This window comes from Kitasatospora sp. NPDC048540 (genome assembly GCF_040651175.1).
Taxonomy (GTDB): Bacteria; Actinomycetota; Actinomycetes; order Streptomycetales; family Streptomycetaceae; genus Kitasatospora.
In genome coordinates, this window is sequence record NZ_JBEZIR010000098.1 from 1 (window position 1) to 15,661 (window position 15,661).

At 75.1% G+C, this 15,661-nt stretch carries 11 protein-coding genes; 7 read left to right on the forward strand and 4 right to left on the reverse strand.

What is annotated here, in order from left to right:
- Window positions 1-379 precede the first annotated feature (379 nt).
- From AB0D08_RS29630 to AB0D08_RS29640, 3 genes are all read left to right on the forward strand, one after another.
- Window positions 380-979 carry a hypothetical protein gene (locus tag AB0D08_RS29630; RefSeq protein ID WP_033818143.1) on the forward strand — a complete coding sequence of 200 codons (600 nt, stop codon included), beginning with the start codon at window positions 380-382 and terminating at the stop codon, window positions 977-979.
- A 61-nt stretch (window positions 980-1,040) separates the two neighbouring features.
- Window positions 1,041-2,420, forward strand: coding sequence for a serine hydrolase domain-containing protein (locus AB0D08_RS29635; protein WP_359893148.1), 1,380 nt, complete (start codon window positions 1,041-1,043; stop codon window positions 2,418-2,420).
- Between the two features lie 82 nt (window positions 2,421-2,502).
- On the forward strand, window positions 2,503-5,019 hold the full coding sequence (locus tag AB0D08_RS29640) for a DEAD/DEAH box helicase (protein ID WP_033818145.1): 2,517 nt from the start codon (window positions 2,503-2,505) through the stop codon (window positions 5,017-5,019).
- A 75-nt stretch (window positions 5,020-5,094) separates the two neighbouring features.
- Here the strand turns inward: AB0D08_RS29640 and AB0D08_RS29645 are convergent, their stop codons facing one another.
- The gene (locus AB0D08_RS29645; protein ID WP_359893150.1) at window positions 5,095-5,868 is read right to left on the reverse strand and encodes a hypothetical protein; all 774 of its coding nucleotides are present in this window, start codon (window positions 5,866-5,868) and stop codon (window positions 5,095-5,097) included.
- A gap of 232 nt (window positions 5,869-6,100) precedes the next feature.
- Here AB0D08_RS29645 and bioB point away from each other — a divergent pair, with 232 nt between their 5' ends.
- The 4 genes from bioB (at window position 6,101) to AB0D08_RS29665 (ending at window position 10,529) form a co-directional block, all read left to right on the forward strand.
- Window positions 6,101-7,342 (forward strand): biotin synthase BioB, encoded by a 1,242-nt coding sequence (gene bioB, locus AB0D08_RS29650; protein WP_033818665.1) that lies wholly within the window; start codon window positions 6,101-6,103, stop codon window positions 7,340-7,342.
- A gap of 11 nt (window positions 7,343-7,353) precedes the next feature.
- Window positions 7,354-8,664, forward strand: coding sequence for an adenosylmethionine--8-amino-7-oxononanoate transaminase (locus tag AB0D08_RS29655; RefSeq protein WP_359893153.1), 1,311 nt, complete (start codon window positions 7,354-7,356; stop codon window positions 8,662-8,664).
- Window positions 8,661-9,395, forward strand: coding sequence for a dethiobiotin synthase (gene bioD, locus AB0D08_RS29660; RefSeq protein ID WP_033818662.1), 735 nt, complete (start codon window positions 8,661-8,663; stop codon window positions 9,393-9,395). The genes AB0D08_RS29655 and bioD overlap by 4 nt, the downstream gene beginning before the upstream one ends.
- A 636-nt stretch (window positions 9,396-10,031) precedes the next feature.
- Complete coding sequence (locus tag AB0D08_RS29665; protein ID WP_359893156.1) at window positions 10,032-10,529, forward strand: cupredoxin domain-containing protein; 498 nt, start codon at window positions 10,032-10,034, stop codon at window positions 10,527-10,529.
- A 21-nt stretch (window positions 10,530-10,550) separates the two neighbouring features.
- On the opposite strand, the gene AB0D08_RS29670 is transcribed toward AB0D08_RS29665, so the two are convergent.
- The 3 genes from AB0D08_RS29670 to AB0D08_RS29680 form a co-directional block, all read right to left on the reverse strand.
- A complete protein-coding gene (locus tag AB0D08_RS29670; protein WP_359893159.1) occupies window positions 10,551-10,973 on the reverse strand; it encodes a GNAT family N-acetyltransferase in 423 nt (140 codons plus the stop codon).
- Window positions 10,974-11,073: 100 nt separating this feature from the next.
- Window positions 11,074-11,781 (reverse strand): 50S ribosomal protein L11 methyltransferase, encoded by a 708-nt coding sequence (locus tag AB0D08_RS29675; protein ID WP_359893162.1) that lies wholly within the window; start codon window positions 11,779-11,781, stop codon window positions 11,074-11,076.
- Between the two features lie 82 nt (window positions 11,782-11,863).
- The gene (locus AB0D08_RS29680; RefSeq protein WP_359893165.1) at window positions 11,864-15,355 is read right to left on the reverse strand and encodes a hypothetical protein; all 3,492 of its coding nucleotides are present in this window, start codon (window positions 15,353-15,355) and stop codon (window positions 11,864-11,866) included.
- Window positions 15,356-15,661 lie beyond the last annotated feature (306 nt).

The window sequence follows — 15,661 nt, forward strand, 5'->3', positions numbered from 1 at the left end:
CGTTCGTGCTCGCCAAGCCCCCACGAAAAACTCCCCATGATGGATCAACAGATACCGACAATCCGCACAGACGGGCGAATGCCAAGGAGACCCTAGGCTGTGGTCAAACCTCTTCCAGGCAGAATTAATGCGGCGCCTGCGAAGCTTTGCGTGATCTTTGCTGAGCCGGTGAGGGAACGGGCTCCCCCGACCCGCGCCACCACCCCAGAGAGCCCTTGAGCCGCGCAGCCACCCCGCCCGGACCGGCGGCGCCGCCCAGGCCCGGTGGTCGGCCGGGGACCACGCCCGGGCCCCGGGAAGCCACCGGTCCGGGTGATGGTGTCGCGAACGGCCGCGCCCCTGCGACCATGGATGGCAGCATCACCGCCGGAGGCACACCATGACCACCCCGTACGTCGGCCCGGGCTCGAACCCCGTGGACTGGGTCACCAGTCACTACCCCCGGCCGCTGCGCATCGCGCTGGAGCGCCGCGGGGGCATCCCGCACACGGCCCGGAACACGGTGGTCCGCCAGCTCGGCCGGCGCACCCCGGAGCAGTTGCGGGAGCGGATCGAGCGGCGCTGGTACCAGCGGTTCGCCCATCTGTCCGCGCCCGAGCTGCTGGAGCGGGCCGACGACATCGCGGTGCAGCTGGTGGAGTTGCCCGACTGCGAGGTCTCGGACCGGTGCGAGGACGGCTGGCTGCTGGACGAGGAGGCCAACTGCACCTGGTGTCTGCCCAGCGGGACGGTGTTCGACCTGCCCCGGGAGGACGTCGGTGACGGCCGGCGCTCCAGCGCCGAGACGGTCGCCAGGATGGCGGGGAGCATCCGGGACCGGATGCGCCAGGGGCGCCGCTCGTTGCCCGCGGCCGCCGAGCGCGCCCGCTCGGAGCGGGCCCGGCGGGAGGCCGGCGCAGGGCCCGACCGGCCCCCGGGGCACCTTCCCCCCACCGGCTTCGGCGGAAATCCGGGGGCGTACCCGCACGGTCGCGGCTAGGTTTGCCTCGCCGGTGCCCTGGCATCGGCGAGGCCGACCAGTCCGAGACACCGAGGTGCGTATGACCGACCAGCCGGACGACCTGCTGCCCGCCACCCGCCGCGCGCTGCTGCACCGGCTGGCCACGGTCCAGGCGGAGGGCCGCACCCCGTCCCTGGTGGGCGCCGTGGTGCGGGACGGTCGGACGGTGTGGACCGGCGCCCGGAGCATGATCGACGACCATGCGCCCACCCCGGACGTGCAGTACCGGATCGGTTCGATCACCAAGACCTTCGCCGCCGTCCTGGTGCTACGGCTGCGCGACGAGGGGCTGCTCGACCTCGCCGACCCGCTGGAGCGGCACCTGCCGGGCACCGCTGCCGGTGACGCCACCGTCGCGCAGCTGCTCTCGCACACCGCGGGACTGGCCGCCGAGACCCCCGGCCCCTGGTGGGAGCGGACCGAGGGCACGCTCCGCCCGGAGCTGGCCGACCTGCTGGACGAGCAGCCGCTGCGGCACCCCCGCGGCCGTCGCTTCCACTACTCGAACCCCGGTTACGCGCTGCTGGGCGCCCTGGTGGAGCGGCTGCGCGGCGCGCCCTGGGGCGATGTGCTGGCGCGGGAGGTCCTCGATCCGCTCGGCCTGACCCGGACCAGCCTGCTGCCGCGGGCCCCGCACGCCGGCGGTTTCGCCGTGCACCCCTGGGCGGACGTGATGCTGCCCGAGCCGCTCACCGACACCGGCCGGATGGCCCCGGCCGGTCAGCTCTGGTCGACCGCCGCCGACCTGGCCCGCTGGGCGGCCTTCCTGGCGGACGGGGACCCGCGGGTCCTGGCCGCGGAGACCCGCGCCGAGATGCGCCGCCCGGCGGCGCCCGCGGAGGAGGACTGGAGCGCCGGGTACGGCCTCGGGCTGCAGCTGCGCCGCCGCGACGGGGGTCTGCTGTTCGGGCACACCGGCTCGATGCCCGGCTTCCGGGCGGGCCTGTGGGTCGGCGAGCGGGAGGGGGTGGCCGCCGTCGCGCTCGCCAACTCCACCTCGGGCACGCCGAGCCCGGCCGCGCTCGCCGCCGACCTGATCGCCATCGTGGCGGAGCACGAGCCGCCGATGCCGCGCCCGTGGCGGCCGCTGGCCGATCTCGACGAGTCCCTGCTGGCCCTGACCGGCCCCTGGTACTGGGGTCCGCAGGGCTTCACCCTGCGGCTGCGCGCCGAGCGGGCGCTGGAGCTGGTGCCGCTCGCCGCACCGGGCGGCCCCGGCAGCCGCTTCCGGCCCGGCCCGGACGGCACCTGGACCGGCCTGGACGGCTACTACGCCGGGGAGACCCTGCGGGTGGTCCGGGCCGCCGACGGCTCACCGGTCCACCTCGACCTGGGGAGCTTCGTGCTGACCCGGGAGCCGTACGGTCCCGCGTCGGTCGTCCCCGGTGGTGTCGAGCCCGGCGGCTGGCGGCCCGCCTGAACCTCCGGGCCGCCCGGGCGCCCGGCTGCCCGGGCGCGTCCAGGCTTTGCCCGGGGTGATCCCGAGCAGGCAAGATAGGCCGGTGACCCTCCTGGACCTGATGCCGAAGCCCGCCACGCCCGACGCCCTCTACGAGACCTTCGCCGAATGGACGGCCGAGCGCGGTATCACGCTGTACCCGGCCCAGGAGGAGGCGCTGATCGAGCTGGTCTCCGGGAACAACGTCATCCTGGCGACCCCGACCGGCTCCGGGAAGAGCCTGGTGGCGGCGGGTGCGCACTTCGCCGCGCTGGCCGAGGGCAAGCGGACCTTCTACACCGCGCCGATCAAGGCGCTGGTCTCGGAGAAGTTCTTCGACCTGTGCAAGATCTTCGGCACCGACCAGGTCGGCATGATGACGGGCGACGCCAGCGTCAACCCGACCGCGCCGATCATCTGCTGCACCGCCGAGGTGCTGGCCAACATCGCGCTGCGCGACGGCGAGCGGGCCGACATCGGCCAGGTCGTGATGGACGAGTTCCACTTCTACGCCGAGCCGGACCGCGGCTGGGCCTGGCAGATCCCGATCCTGGAGCTGCCGCACGTGCAGTTCCTGCTGATGTCGGCGACGCTCGGCGACGTCCGCCGCTTCGAGGAGGACCTGACCCGCCGTACCGGCCGCCCGACCACGGTGGTCCGCTCGGCGACCCGCCCGGTCCCGCTGTTCTACGAGTACCGCCGCACCACCCTGCACGACACCCTGGAGGAGCTGCTGAAGACCGGTCAGGCGCCGGTCTACGTGGTGCACTTCACGCAGAAGGAGGCGGTGGAGCGGGCGCAGTCCCTGATGAGCATCAACATGTGCTCGAAGGAGGAGAAGGACGCCATCGCCGCCCTGATCGGCGGCTTCCGGTTCACCACCAAGTTCGGCCGCAACCTGTCCCGGTACGTGCGGCACGGCATCGGCGTGCACCACGCCGGCATGCTGCCCAAGTACCGCCGGCTGGTGGAGCGGCTCGCGCAGGCCGGTCTGCTGAAGGTGATCTGCGGGACGGACACCCTGGGCGTCGGCGTCAACGTGCCGATCCGCACGGTGCTGTTCACGGCGCTGTCCAAGTACGACGGCATCCGGGTGCGGACCCTGCGGGCGCGGGAGTTCCACCAGATCGCCGGGCGGGCCGGCCGGGCCGGGTTCGACACCGTCGGCCAGGTGGTGGCGCAGGCGCCGGAGCACGTGATCGAGAACGAGAAGGCCGTCGCCAAGGCCGGTGACGACCCGAAGAAGAAGCGCAAGGTGGTCCGGAAGAAGGCGCCGGAAGGTTTCGTCGGCTGGACCGAGGAGGGCTTCGAGAAGCTGATCGCCGCCGACCCGGAGCCGCTGGTCTCCCGGTTCAAGGTCAGCCACGCGATGCTGCTCTCGGTGATCGGCCGCCCGGGCAACGCCTTCGAGGCGATGCGCAAGCTGCTCACCGACAACCACGAGGAGCGCTCCGCCCAGCGCCGCCACATCCGCAACGCCATCGCGATCTACCGTTCGCTGCTGGACGGCGGCGTGGTCGAGCGGCTGCCGGAGCCGGACGCCGAGGGCCGGATCGTGCGCCTCACCATGGACCTCCAGGAGAACTTCGCGCTCAACCAGGCGCTCTCCACCTTCGCGCTGGCCGCCTTCGAGCTGCTCGACCCGACCTCGCCCTCGTACGCGATGGACGTGGTCTCGGTGGTCGAGGCGACGCTCGACGACCCGCGGCAGATCCTCGCCTCGCAGCAGAACAAGGCGCGCGGCGAGGCGATCGGCGAGATGAAGCGCGACGGCGTCGAGTACGAGGAGCGGATGGAGCGGCTCCAGGAGATCACCTACCCGAAGCCGCTGGAGGAGCTGCTCGGCCACGCGTACGACGTCTACCGGCGGGCGCACCCGTGGATCGGCGACCACCCGCTGCAGCCGAAGTCGGTGGTCCGCGACCTGTACGAGCGGGCGATGACCTTCACCGACTACGTCGGCCACTACGACCTGGCGCGCACCGAGGGCATCGTGCTGCGCTACCTGGCGGGCGCGTTCAAGGCGCTGGAGCAGACCGTCCCCGAGGACATCAAGACCGACGACCTCAAGGACGTCATCGCCTGGCTCGGCGAGCTGGTCCGCCAGGTCGACTCCTCGCTGCTGGACGAGTGGGAGCAGCTGGCCAACCCGACCGACCCGCAGGCCCCCGAGGTCCGCCTCGACGACAAGCCGGCCCCGGTGACCGCCAACGCCCGTGCCTTCCGCGTCCTGGTGCGCAACGAGATGTTCCGCCGGGTCGAGCTGGCCGCACTGGAGAACTACCGCGAACTCGGCGAGCTGGACGGCGAGTACGGCTGGGACGCCGACCGCTGGGCGGACGCGATGGACGGGTACTGGGAGGAGTACGACGACCTGGGCACCGGGCCGGACGCCCGCGGGCCGCGGATGCTGCTGATCGAGGAGGACCCGGAGGAGGGCTCCTGGCGGGTCCGGCAGATCTTCGAGGACCCGGAGAAGCACCACGACTGGGGCATCAGCGCCGAGGTCGACCTGTACGGCTCCGACGAGGAGGGCCGGGCGGTGCTGCGGGTAACGGCAGTCAACCGGCTGGACGGCTGAGCGCGGCGCGCCGGACACGGCCGAGCCCCGGACCGCGGTGGTCCGGGGCTCGGCCGTGCCGTACGGGGCGTGGGCTCACATCCAGACGAAGGGCAGCCCGGCGGTGTAGCTGACGTTGCGGGTGGCCTCGTCCAGCGCGTGGTCCGTCTCGGGGACGGTGGTGCGCTGGTCGGCGAAGCGGGAGACGGTGACCGTCAGGTAGTGGCCGACCACGGCCACCTTGCGGGTGGTGACCGGCTGCTTGGCGGCCGAGGCGGAGGGGCTCGGCGCGGTGGCGGGGGCGGTGCCCTCCGGCGGGAGGAAGAGCAGGGCGGCGGCGCCCTCGCGGACCGCGGCCTCGGCCTTGCGGGCGCTCGCCTCGTCGGCGTAGCGCAGCACCGTCACGCTGCTGGTGACCTGCTGGTCGAGGCGGGTGAAGGCGACCAGCAGGTAGCCCTGGCAGCCGGTGTCGCGCAGCGGGTCATGGGCCTTGTCCTGGACGGTGTCGGCGCAGTCGGCGCCCTGGCCGGCGTTGGAGCGGCGGGCCTTGTAGCCGTCGAGGTCGAGGCCGCGCGGGGCGGGGAAGTACCGTTCGGCGGTGAAGGACTGGGCCTCGGTCTGCGGTGGTGCGGGCAGCACCCCGGGCACCGGCGGGCCGCTGCTGGGTCTGGTGCTGGTCGGGCCGAGGCCGGGTACCAGGTCGCCCGGGTTCGGCCGGGTGACCACCCAGCTGCCGCTGGCGGCGAGGCCGGCGAGGACCACCCAGAGCAGGATCCGGCGCGGGGTCACCCGCGGTCCCCGGCTGTGGGCGGGTGCCGGTTGGTGCTGGTGGGCTGCCGGTGGCGGGGTGGACTCCCCCTGCGTGGTCATGGCGCAGATTCTAAGCAGTCCGGAATTCTGATCGGATCATGGGCCCGGATCGACGGCGCGCGATCGGGCCCGCGCGCCCCGTCCGTGTGCTGGGCGCGGGGCCGGGCGGCACCCACGTGACGCCCGCCACTACGCGCGGCATCCGCACTGTGACAACTCGCACACCCCGGAGCGGATCTTCTGGCGGGTTCCCTCTGGCGAAACGCGAGGTCCCCCAGGCAGGATCAGGCGCATGGATCTGCTCGACACCCTCACCGCCAAGGGCCTTCGCCGGGAACTCCCCACCCGCGAGGAAGCCCTGGCCGTCCTCGCCACCACCGACGACGAGCTGCTGGACGTGGTCGCAGCCGCCGGGCGGGTCCGCCGGCAGTGGTTCGGCCGCCGGGTCAAGCTCAACTACCTGGTGAACCTCAAGAGCGGCCTGTGCCCCGAGGACTGCTCCTACTGTTCGCAGCGGCTCGGCTCGAAGGCGGAGATCCTCAAGTACACCTGGCTCAAGCCCGACCAGGCCGCCGAGGCGGCCGCCGCGGGTCTGGCCGGCGGCGCCAAGCGGGTCTGCCTGGTGGCCAGCGGCCGCGGCCCGACGGACCGGGACATCGACCGGGTCGCCGACACCATCTCGGCCATCAAGGGCGCCAACGAGAACGTCGAGATCTGCGCCTGCCTCGGCCTGCTCTCCGACAACCAGGCCGAGCGGCTGCGCGCGGCCGGCGCCGACGCGTACAACCACAACCTCAACACCTCCGAGGGCACGTACGGCGAGATCACCACCACCCACACCTACGCGGACCGGGTGGACACCGTGAACAAGGCGCACGGTGCGGGCCTTTCGGCCTGCTCCGGCCTGATCGCGGGCATGGGCGAGAGCGACGAGGACCTGGTCGACGTGGTGTACGCGCTGCGCGAGCTGGACCCGGACTCGGTGCCGGTCAACTTCCTGATCCCGTTCGAGGGCACCCCGCTGGCGGAGGAGTGGAACCTCACCCCGCAGCGCTGCCTGCGGATCCTCGCGATGGTCCGGTTCGTCTGCCCCGACATCGAGGTGCGGATCGCCGGCGGCCGCGAGGTCCACCTGCGCTCGATGCAGCCGCTCGGCCTGCACATCGCCAACTCCATCTTCCTCGGCGACTACCTGACCAGCGAGGGCCAGGCCGGCCAGGCCGACCTCGACATGATCAAGGACGCCGGCTTCACCGTCGAGGGCGCCGGCGAGGTGACCCTGCCGCAGCACCGCTCGCAGGTCACCGGCGGCTGCGGCTCGGCCGCCACCGCCGACCCGGCGGCCGGCTCCTGCGGCACCGGCGGCGGCTGCGGCCCCTGCGGCGGCCACGCCCACGCCGAGCCCACCGAGGCCGCCGAGCCCGTCACGGCTTCGGCCACGGCCGGCGAGGCGGACGGCAACGGCGAACTGCGCAGCGACCTGGTGAAGGTCCGCCGCCGCGGCGCCGGCACCGAACTGGCCCCGAACGCCTGAGGTCCGGACCGGTGACACACGCACCCGCGACCCACGCGCAGCAACTGCTCGGCCTCGACCGGGCGCACGTCTGGCACCCGTACGGTCCGATGCCGGGCACCAGCACGCCGTACCTGGTGGAGTCCGCGTCGGGCGTCCGGCTGCGGCTGGCCGAGGAGGCCGGCGGGCGGCGGGAGCTGATCGACGGGATGTCGTCCTGGTGGGCGGCGATCCACGGCTACCGGCACCCGGTGCTGGACGAGGCGGTGCGTGACCAGCTCGGCCGGATGAGCCACGTGATGTTCGGCGGGCTCACCCACGAGCCCGCCGTGCGGCTGGCCGCACGGCTGGTGGAGATCACCCCCGAGCCGCTGCAGCACGTCTTCCTCGCCGACTCCGGGTCGGTGGCGGTCGAGGTCGCCATGAAGATGTGCCTGCAGTACTGGAAGTCGCTCGGCCGGCCGGCCAAGCGCCGCCTGCTGACCTGGCGCGGCGGCTACCACGGCGACACCTTCCACCCGATGTCGGTGTGCGACCCCGAGGGCGGGATGCACCACCTGTGGGGCGGGGTGCTGCCCGACCAGCTGTTCGCGGCCGAGCCGCCGGCCGGCTTCGACGCCCCGCTCGACGAGGCGTACGCGGCCGAACTGGCCGACCTGATCGAGCGTCACGCCGGTGAACTGGCCGCCGTGATCGTCGAACCGGTGGTACAGGGCGCGGGCGGGATGCGCTTCCACTCCCCCGCGTACCTGCGGCTGCTGCGCGAACTGTGCGACCGGTACGACGTGCTGCTGATCCTCGACGAGATCGCCACCGGCTTCGGCCGCACCGGCGAACTGTTCGCCGCGGACCACGCGCAGATCTCGCCGGACGTGCTGTGCCTCGGCAAGGCGCTCACCGGCGGCTACCTGACGATGGCCGCCGCCCTGTGCACGGGCAAGGTCGCCGACGGCATCAGCCGCGGCGAGGTGCCGGTACTGGCCCACGGCCCGACGTTCATGGGCAACCCGCTGGCCGCCGCGGTCGCCGGCGCCTCCATCGACCTGCTGCTCGGCCAGGACTGGCGGGTGGAGGTCAAGCGGATCGAGACCGGGCTGCGCGACGGCCTGGCCTCGGCGGCAGACGCGCCCGGGGTCCGGGACGTCCGGGTGCTCGGGGCGATCGGGGTCGTCCAGCTCGACCACCCGGTCGACCTGCGGGCCGCCACCGAGGCCGCGGCCCGCGAGGGCGTCTGGCTGCGGCCCTTCCGCGACCTCGTGTACACCATGCCGCCGTACATCACCGACGACGCGGACCTGGCCCGGATCACGGCCGCCGTGACCGCCGCGGCGGTGGCCGGATGAGCGTCCTGTTCATCACCGGCACCGGCACCGAGGTCGGCAAGACCGTGGTCACCGCGGCCGTCGCCGCCCTGGCCGGGCCCCGGGTCGCCGTCCTGAAGCCCGGTCAGACCGGTGTGGCACCCGGCGAGCCCGGTGACGCGGCCGAGGTACAGCGGCTGGCCGGACCACAGGTGACCGTCCGCGAACTGGCCCGGTACCCGGAACCACTGGCCCCCGACACCGCCGCCCGCCGGGCCGGCCTCGGCACACTGGCCCCGCGCCAGGTCGCCGACGCCGTGGCCGGGCTCGCCACCGAACACGACACGGTGCTGGTCGAGGGCGCCGGCGGGCTGCTGGTGCGCTACGACGAGGCCGGGCACACGCTGGCGGACATGGCCCTCGCCACCCGGGCGCTCGGCCTGGACGTCGAGGTGCTGGTGGTCGCCGCGGCGGGCCTCGGCACGCTGAACACCACGGCGCTCACCGCCGAGGCGCTGTCCGCCCGCGGCCTCGCCGTCCGCGGTGTGGTGGTCGGGTCCTGGCCCACCGACCCCGACCTCGCCGCCCGTTGCAACCTCGCCGACCTCCCCGCCGTCGCCGGGGCACCCCTGCTCGGCGCCGTCCCCCAGGGCGCGGCGGCCGAGGGCGGAGCCCCGTTCCGCACCTTGGCCCACGCAGCCCTCGCCCCGGAACTCGGCGGCGCCTGGGACGTCCTGTCCTTCACCGCCCGCTTCGTCCCGCCGCTGCCGTAGCCGCGGCCGGCGGCACGGCCACCGCGCCGGTGCCGCCGCCTGCGGCGGGCGGTCGCGGCACGGGTGCGGGTAGCGCCTCGCGCCGGTAGGACCCCATCGGGGTCGACCGTGCCTGGGACGACCGTGCCTGGGACGGAGCCCGTACCGCACGGCGGTAGCAGCGACTCCCGGTCTTCACCGGGCCCGGGGTGTGCCGTCGCCACCCGGTCCAGCGCCGGTCGCCGCCTTCTCAGATCTCCGCCTTCTCACACCTCCCGCAGCCGTCTGGCACCCGGTCACCGCGGGTGCTCGAAAAAATCTTTCGCCGGGGTGTGACACGGGCGTGCGGCGCGGCGCTGAAAGAGGTGAGGCGCAGGCACCGGCGGTGGCCGGGTGGCCCGTCTCGTGCCGCGCGGCCGGTGGGGTCCCCCTGTCCCCGCCGTCCGCGCGGCGCCGCCCGATCCCCGGTGGGGCGGCCGGTCTCCCCGGCCCGGCCGTCCCCCGGTCCGGCACCCGCGGGTACGGCCGGTCCGCTCGGCCGTCCCGGTGACCGGTGCGGCCCGGCCTGGTGTGTACGCGTGGCCGACGGGCCGTTCTGGCGGACGCTGGCCGTCTACCGCCCGTTCCGGTCGGGTGGACGTGACGAAGCGAGGTCCGATGATCGGGGATGCCATCCGCTCCCGGCGGCAGCTGTTGCTGGGCTTCGGCGGCGGTGCGGCGGCGCTGCTGCTGGCCGCCTGTTCCAGCAGCAAGAGTTCGACCACCACGTCCGGTTCCGCCAGCGCTCCGGCGAGTTCCGCGGGCTCGTCCGGACCGAGTTCCTCGGCGTCCGGGTCCGGCTCGGCGTCCGCCTCGGCGTCGGCCTCCGCCTCGGCTTCCGCGTCGTCCTCGGGGCCGGTCGGGTCGGCGTCCATCACCATCAAGGACTTCGCGTTCAACCCGACGCCGCTCACCGTCGGGCCCGGCGCCCGGATCACGGTGACCAACCAGGACTCCACCTCGCACACGCTGAGCGCCAGCGCGGGCGGCGGCTTCGACACCGGTGTCCTGAGCCCCGGCGACTCCGCCACCATCACCGCGCCGTCCCAGCCCGGTAGTTACGCCTACATCTGCACCATCCACCCGAACATGCACGGCACCCTGGTCGTCCAGTGACGGCCCGTTCAGCGACAGGTCTCAGCCGAGCGGCTTGACCCAGCGGCTCCACTGCTCCTCGGGGCGGTACCCGGCGGCCCGCCAGGCGGTGCGGCCGAGTTCGTTGTGGTCGAGGACCATCGCGTCGGCACGCCGCCCGCCGAGCGCCTCGAACCGGGCCTCGGCGGCGGCGAGCAGCGCCGCGCCGATGCCCCGGCGGCGCCGGTCCGGGTCGACGGCGAGGCGGTAGAGGTGGCAGCGCCACCCGTCGAACCCGGCGATCACCGTGCCGGCCAGGGCGCCGTCGTGTTCGGCGAGCAGCAGCGCCTGCGGGTCGCGGGTGATCAGAGCGGCCACCCCGGCCGGGTCGTCGCTGATGCTGGTGCCCTCGGCGGCCCGGGCCCAGAACGCCAGCAGCGCGGGGATGTCGTCGAGGACGGCGGTACGGATCACGGTGTCGGCCATGCCGCACTGTCTACCAGCGGGGACCCGCGCCGCCCGGGGAATTCCACCACCCGGACGGCGCCCGCGACGGGTGTCGGCGGCGGGTGTCGGCCGAAGGGCGTCAGCGGGCGGCGGCGAGCTGCCAGACGGTGGTGGCCTTGAGGGCGGTGTCCTCCAGGTCGGCCACCACCGGGACCTGGTAGGCGGCCAGTGCGGTGAAGCGTTCGCGGGGCAGGTAGGCGCGGCCCGGGTCGCCGACGATCACGACGGCTCCCCTGGCCCGGGCGCGTTCCAGGAAGGGCAGGAACCGGGCGGCCATCGCCCGTTCGTAGAAGACGTCCCCCGCGAGCACCACCTCGGCCGGGCCGCCGTCGCCGTCGAGCAGGTCCTCGGCGGCCGCGTCGATCAGGACGCCGTTGGCCTCGGCGTTGATGCCGATCGCGGCGACGGCGTAGGCGTCGATCTCGGCGGCGCGGACCGACCGCGCGCCGCGCAGCGCGGCGGCGATCCCGATCAGCCCCGACCCGGCGGCCAGGTCGAGCACGGTGCGCCCGGCCACCAGCTCGGGGTGGTCGAGGACGTACCGGGCGACCGCGACGCCGCCGGCCCAGGCGAAGGCCCAGAACGGTGGCGGCAGACCGATCTCGCCGCGCGCCGACTCGGTGGTCTCCCACAGGGTGATGGCGTCGTCGGCCATGTGCAGGCCGACCTCGGGGACGAACGGGACGGGGGTCGGGCGGGTGTGCGCCCGGACGAAGGCCGCGTCGGACATCATCGCTTCGGACATCACTGCGTCGATCCGGGGGGAGGTGCGAAGCTCGTTCGGCATCTCCGCAGCATACGGCCCGGCCGTCGGTCTCCCGCGCGGCTGCGGGCGGCCGCGTGGCAGACCGACGGGCGGGCCGGGCGGGTCAGTCGGCGGCGGCGTACACCTTCCTGGCTGCGAAGCGGACGTCGGGGACGGGGTGGCGGCGAAGCGTGTGCAGCGCGGCACGCCAGTGCGGCGACAGGCCGGAGACGGTCGCGCAAGCCTCGATCACGGCGGTCGCCAGCAGGCCCGCGGCGAGTCCGCCGTCGGCGGTGAGCCGCTCGGCCGCGGCGAGCACGGCGTCCGGATCGGGCCAGGGTGCGTGGTGGCCGAGGTGGGCGGCGAGTTGACGGGCGCTCTCGGCGGCCAGTGCCGGACGGCCCGCGTGGGCGGCGGCCAGCGCGCCCAGGGCGCGGGTCAGGTCGGGGAGGGCGGCGTGCGGGTCGACGGCCCGGCGGAGCAGGGTGACGCGTGCGGGCAGGAGTTCGGGGTCGTGCGCGAGGTGCTCGGCGGCCGCCGTCAGGATCTCGGGGCGGCGTATCCCCTGCTCGACCAGGTGGTCGAGGCGCCGCAGGGCCGGCAGGTCGCGGCCGGTCTCCTCCGGCCCGCCCGGGGCGAGGGTGGCGGCGGCCAGCTCGGCGAGGGTGCGGTGCAGGAGGCTGCCGGGGGCTGCACCACCGAGCGGGTGGGGTTGTCCGGAGTCGGCGAGGCCGCCGAGGACGAGCGCCGCGGACTGCCAACCCGACCGGCTGGACAGGTCGGTGACCGCGTGCCGGACGACGTCGGCGGTCTCCGGCGCGTAGCCGGCCCAGTGCCGCATCGCCCAGACCGCGGCGTGCCGGACGCTCTCGCCCTCCTCACCCGGTCGCCCGCCGGCCAGCCCGGCCACCAGCCGGGCGTAGTACGGCCGGTGGGCCTCGGGCAGGCCGAGTGGGTCGTCGGTGAGCAGCGCCAGCCGCACCCGGGGTGTCCCGGTGGCGGCGGCCTCCGCCAGCAGGTCCCGGACCGGCTCGGTGCCGAGCAGCCCGACGGCCCGGCGCACGATGAGGCTCAGGACATCGGGGTGCTGCCCGGGTACGCGATAGGCGTCGGCCAGCGCGGCCGCCGCCCGGTCCGGCGGCAGGTACCGGGCGTACAGCCGGACCGCCTGCTTGCGGGCGGCGACCTCTTCCTTGCCGATCGCCGCTGTCAACTCGTCCAGCGTGAAGGCGAGTTGACCTGCCGGTGTGCGGGCGGCGATCCGGTCGGCCGCGTGGCCGGCGGCCCGGGCCCGGGCATCGTCGTCGGTGTGGGCGGCCAGCCCGGCGAGGGCTGCGGCCGGGTCGCCGGTCGCGGCGAGTCCGGCCAGCGCGATCCCGGCCAGCGCGGTCCCGGGCCGCATCAGGTCCGACGATCCGGCGAACTCCAGCAGCAGGGCGCGGCCGTGGTCGGGGCAGGCCGCGGCGGTACGCAGGGCGTCGGCCCGTTCGCGCTGCGTCCGGGAGACGTCCTCGGCGACGGTCCGGGCGAGCCGGACGGCGGCCTGCTGCCGGCGGGGCGGCAGACGGTCGGCGTGGCGCGGGCCGAGGTGTGGCCGACGGGCGGGGTCCGGCAGGAACCGTCTGACGGGCGGGGCATCGCCGAGCAGCGGGTCCAGCAGGTCGGTGCGGCGGGCGGTGACCTCCGCCAGGACCTCGGGCAGCACGATCGCGGAGGGCTCCCGGGCGAGCAGCTCGGCGACGCGCCCGGACCTGGTGGCCGGTGCCGCCAGCCACCGCCGCGCGGCGGCCCGGAACGTCTCGTCGTCGCCGTCGCGCACCGCCGCCGCCAGCAGGTCCTGGAGTTCGGGCAGCCGGTGGGAGCGGCGGCCGAGGGCGTCGGTGAGCGCGAACAGCAGCCGTCGGCCGGGGTCGGTCCCCAGCCGGGGCCGCAGGGCCGTGAGGACCAGCTGTTCCCGGCCCCTGCGCAGGGTGCGGTCGAGGTGTCCGAGTCCGACCGGTCCGGGGCCCGCGGCGAGCTCGGCGAGCGTACGGGCGGCCCAGCCGAGCGGCGACCGGTCGCCCGCCGGGCTGTCGGCCGCGATCAGCGTGCCGGCCGTGATCACCGTGACGGCGAGGTCCCGCAGCGCGGTACGGGAGGCGTCGGAGCTGTCGGGGGCCGCCAGGACGTCCCGGGCGATGCGGTCGAGCGGGTCGGTGTCCGCGGCGGTGAAGGGTGCCGTGCGGCGGGCGAGGCGTACCAACGCCTCCAGGGCCTCCGTCCGGATCCGGTCGCGCTCCTTGGGCAGCCGGGCGGCCATCTCAGCGAGGAGGGTTCGGCGGGCGTCGTCGTCACGCGTGTACCCGGCGTTGGCGGCCAGGCCGCGCCAGGCCGCCGCCCGGGTCACGGGTTCGGGTGCCCGGGTGGCGGCCAGCAGCGCGGGCCCGGCCTCGCCGGCCGGGAGCAGGGCCAGCGTCGCCAGCCGCTCGGCCGCCGACCAGGACTCGGCGCGGGCCCGGGCCGCCCGGCGGCGGGCCTCGGTGTGGCGGCGTTCGGACGGCAGCGTGGCCAGGACCTGCGCGGTGCGGTGCGGGCCGTCGGGTCCGGCGTCGGCGGTGACGGCGTCGTAGCAGGCGGCGCGCCGGTGCGGCGGCAGCGCGCCGAGCAGCGCGGCCAGCCGGTCGGGGTGGTCCAGCCACCGGCGGCCGAGGGCGGGCAGGGACGGCGGGTCGGCCGCGGCCAGCCTGCGCAGCGCCGCCGGTTCCAGGTGCAGCGGAAGCAGGTCGGTGCCGGGGTGAGGGCCGGTCAGGAGGCGGACGGTGCGTTCGGCGTCGGCCGCGGCCAGGGTGGCGAGCTGCCACCGGAACGGTCCGGCGAGCTGGCCGGGGCCGTACCGTTCGAGCAGGGCGAGCACCCGGTGAGGGTCGGCGGCGCAGGCGGCGGCCACGCCGTGGGCGCGCTGCTCCCACCACATGGTCCTCAGGATGGCGGGCAGGTGGGCGAGTTCGCGTTCGGCGAGGGCGAGGACGGCCTGCGGCTGGTAGCGGCCCAGCCGGCCCCAGTGGTGGACGGCGTGGGCCAGCCCGGGCAGCAGCCGGGCGGCGGTTCCCGGTGAGCAGGCGGGCAGCAGGCGGGCGGCGTCGCGCTCTCCCCACCACTCGCGGGCCTGCTCCACCAGCCGGTCGGCCGTGGCGGCCCGGCCGACGGCGAGCAGCGCGCTGGCGAGTTCGGTGCGGACCAGTGCCGGGGCGTCCCGGTACGCGGCCTCGATCGCGGCCGACGGGAACTCCGGGCGCCGCAGGGCGCGCCGAGCGTAGCGGCGCACCACGTCGTCGGGGTCGGCCAGCCGCCCGGCCAGGTACGGGGTGCAGCGGCCGTCCGCGGCGGCCAGTGCGGCCAGCCGTCGCCCGTACCGGCCCCGGCGGTCGAGTTCGGCCAGTGTGGCGGGCAGGCCGCCGGCGGCGGCGAGGGCGTGGGCGGTCCGGGCCAGGTGACGCAGGCGCAGCGGGTGCGGGAGCGGGTCGAGTTCGGCGAGCAGCCGGTCGACGGCGTCCGGTACGGCGGGGTCGCCGCCCAGGTGCGGCGGGTGGTCAGGGTGATCCGAGTGGTCCGGGTGGTCGTCGGTGGTTCGGGGCATGGTCGCGATTGTGGTTTCGGTGCCGGGATGGTGGCAAAGCGGTTTCCGCCGTACTCCCCGGTGCCACCGCCCGGTCCCGCCCGTCCCACGGATCGGTCCCGTACGTCCCGCCGGTCGCCAACTGCCCCGCGCGGGCCGGGAGCGGCGGGCGCGGACCCCGGCCGGGGGGTCACCCTGAGCGTCCCCGACCTCACGGAGCGATCACGGGATACCTACCGGTTCGATACCGAAGCCGTTATGAGCTGCGGAAACGCTCGCGGGGCGCAGGGCCGCCGAGTAGGCTCCCGGCTGTGCCTCCGGGCGTGC

Excerpts from the sequence above, each read along its gene's own strand:
- AB0D08_RS29630 (WP_033818143.1), top strand. The coding sequence starts at position 380 with ATGACCACCCCGTACGTCGGCCCGGGCTCGAACCCCGTGGACTGGGTC.
- AB0D08_RS29635 (WP_359893148.1), top strand. The coding sequence starts at position 1,041 with ATGACCGACCAGCCGGACGACCTGCTGCCCGCCACCCGCCGCGCGCTG.
- AB0D08_RS29645 (WP_359893150.1), bottom strand. The coding sequence starts at position 5,868 with ATGACCACGCAGGGGGAGTCCACCCCGCCACCGGCAGCCCACCAGCAC.
- bioB (WP_033818665.1), top strand. The coding sequence starts at position 6,101 with ATGGATCTGCTCGACACCCTCACCGCCAAGGGCCTTCGCCGGGAACTC.
- bioD (WP_033818662.1), top strand. The coding sequence starts at position 8,661 with ATGAGCGTCCTGTTCATCACCGGCACCGGCACCGAGGTCGGCAAGACC.
- AB0D08_RS29665 (WP_359893156.1), top strand. The coding sequence starts at position 10,032 with ATGATCGGGGATGCCATCCGCTCCCGGCGGCAGCTGTTGCTGGGCTTC.
- AB0D08_RS29670 (WP_359893159.1), bottom strand. The coding sequence starts at position 10,973 with ATGGCCGACACCGTGATCCGTACCGCCGTCCTCGACGACATCCCCGCG.
- AB0D08_RS29675 (WP_359893162.1), bottom strand. The coding sequence starts at position 11,781 with ATGCCGAACGAGCTTCGCACCTCCCCCCGGATCGACGCAGTGATGTCC.
- AB0D08_RS29680 (WP_359893165.1), bottom strand. The coding sequence starts at position 15,355 with ATGCCCCGAACCACCGACGACCACCCGGACCACTCGGATCACCCTGAC.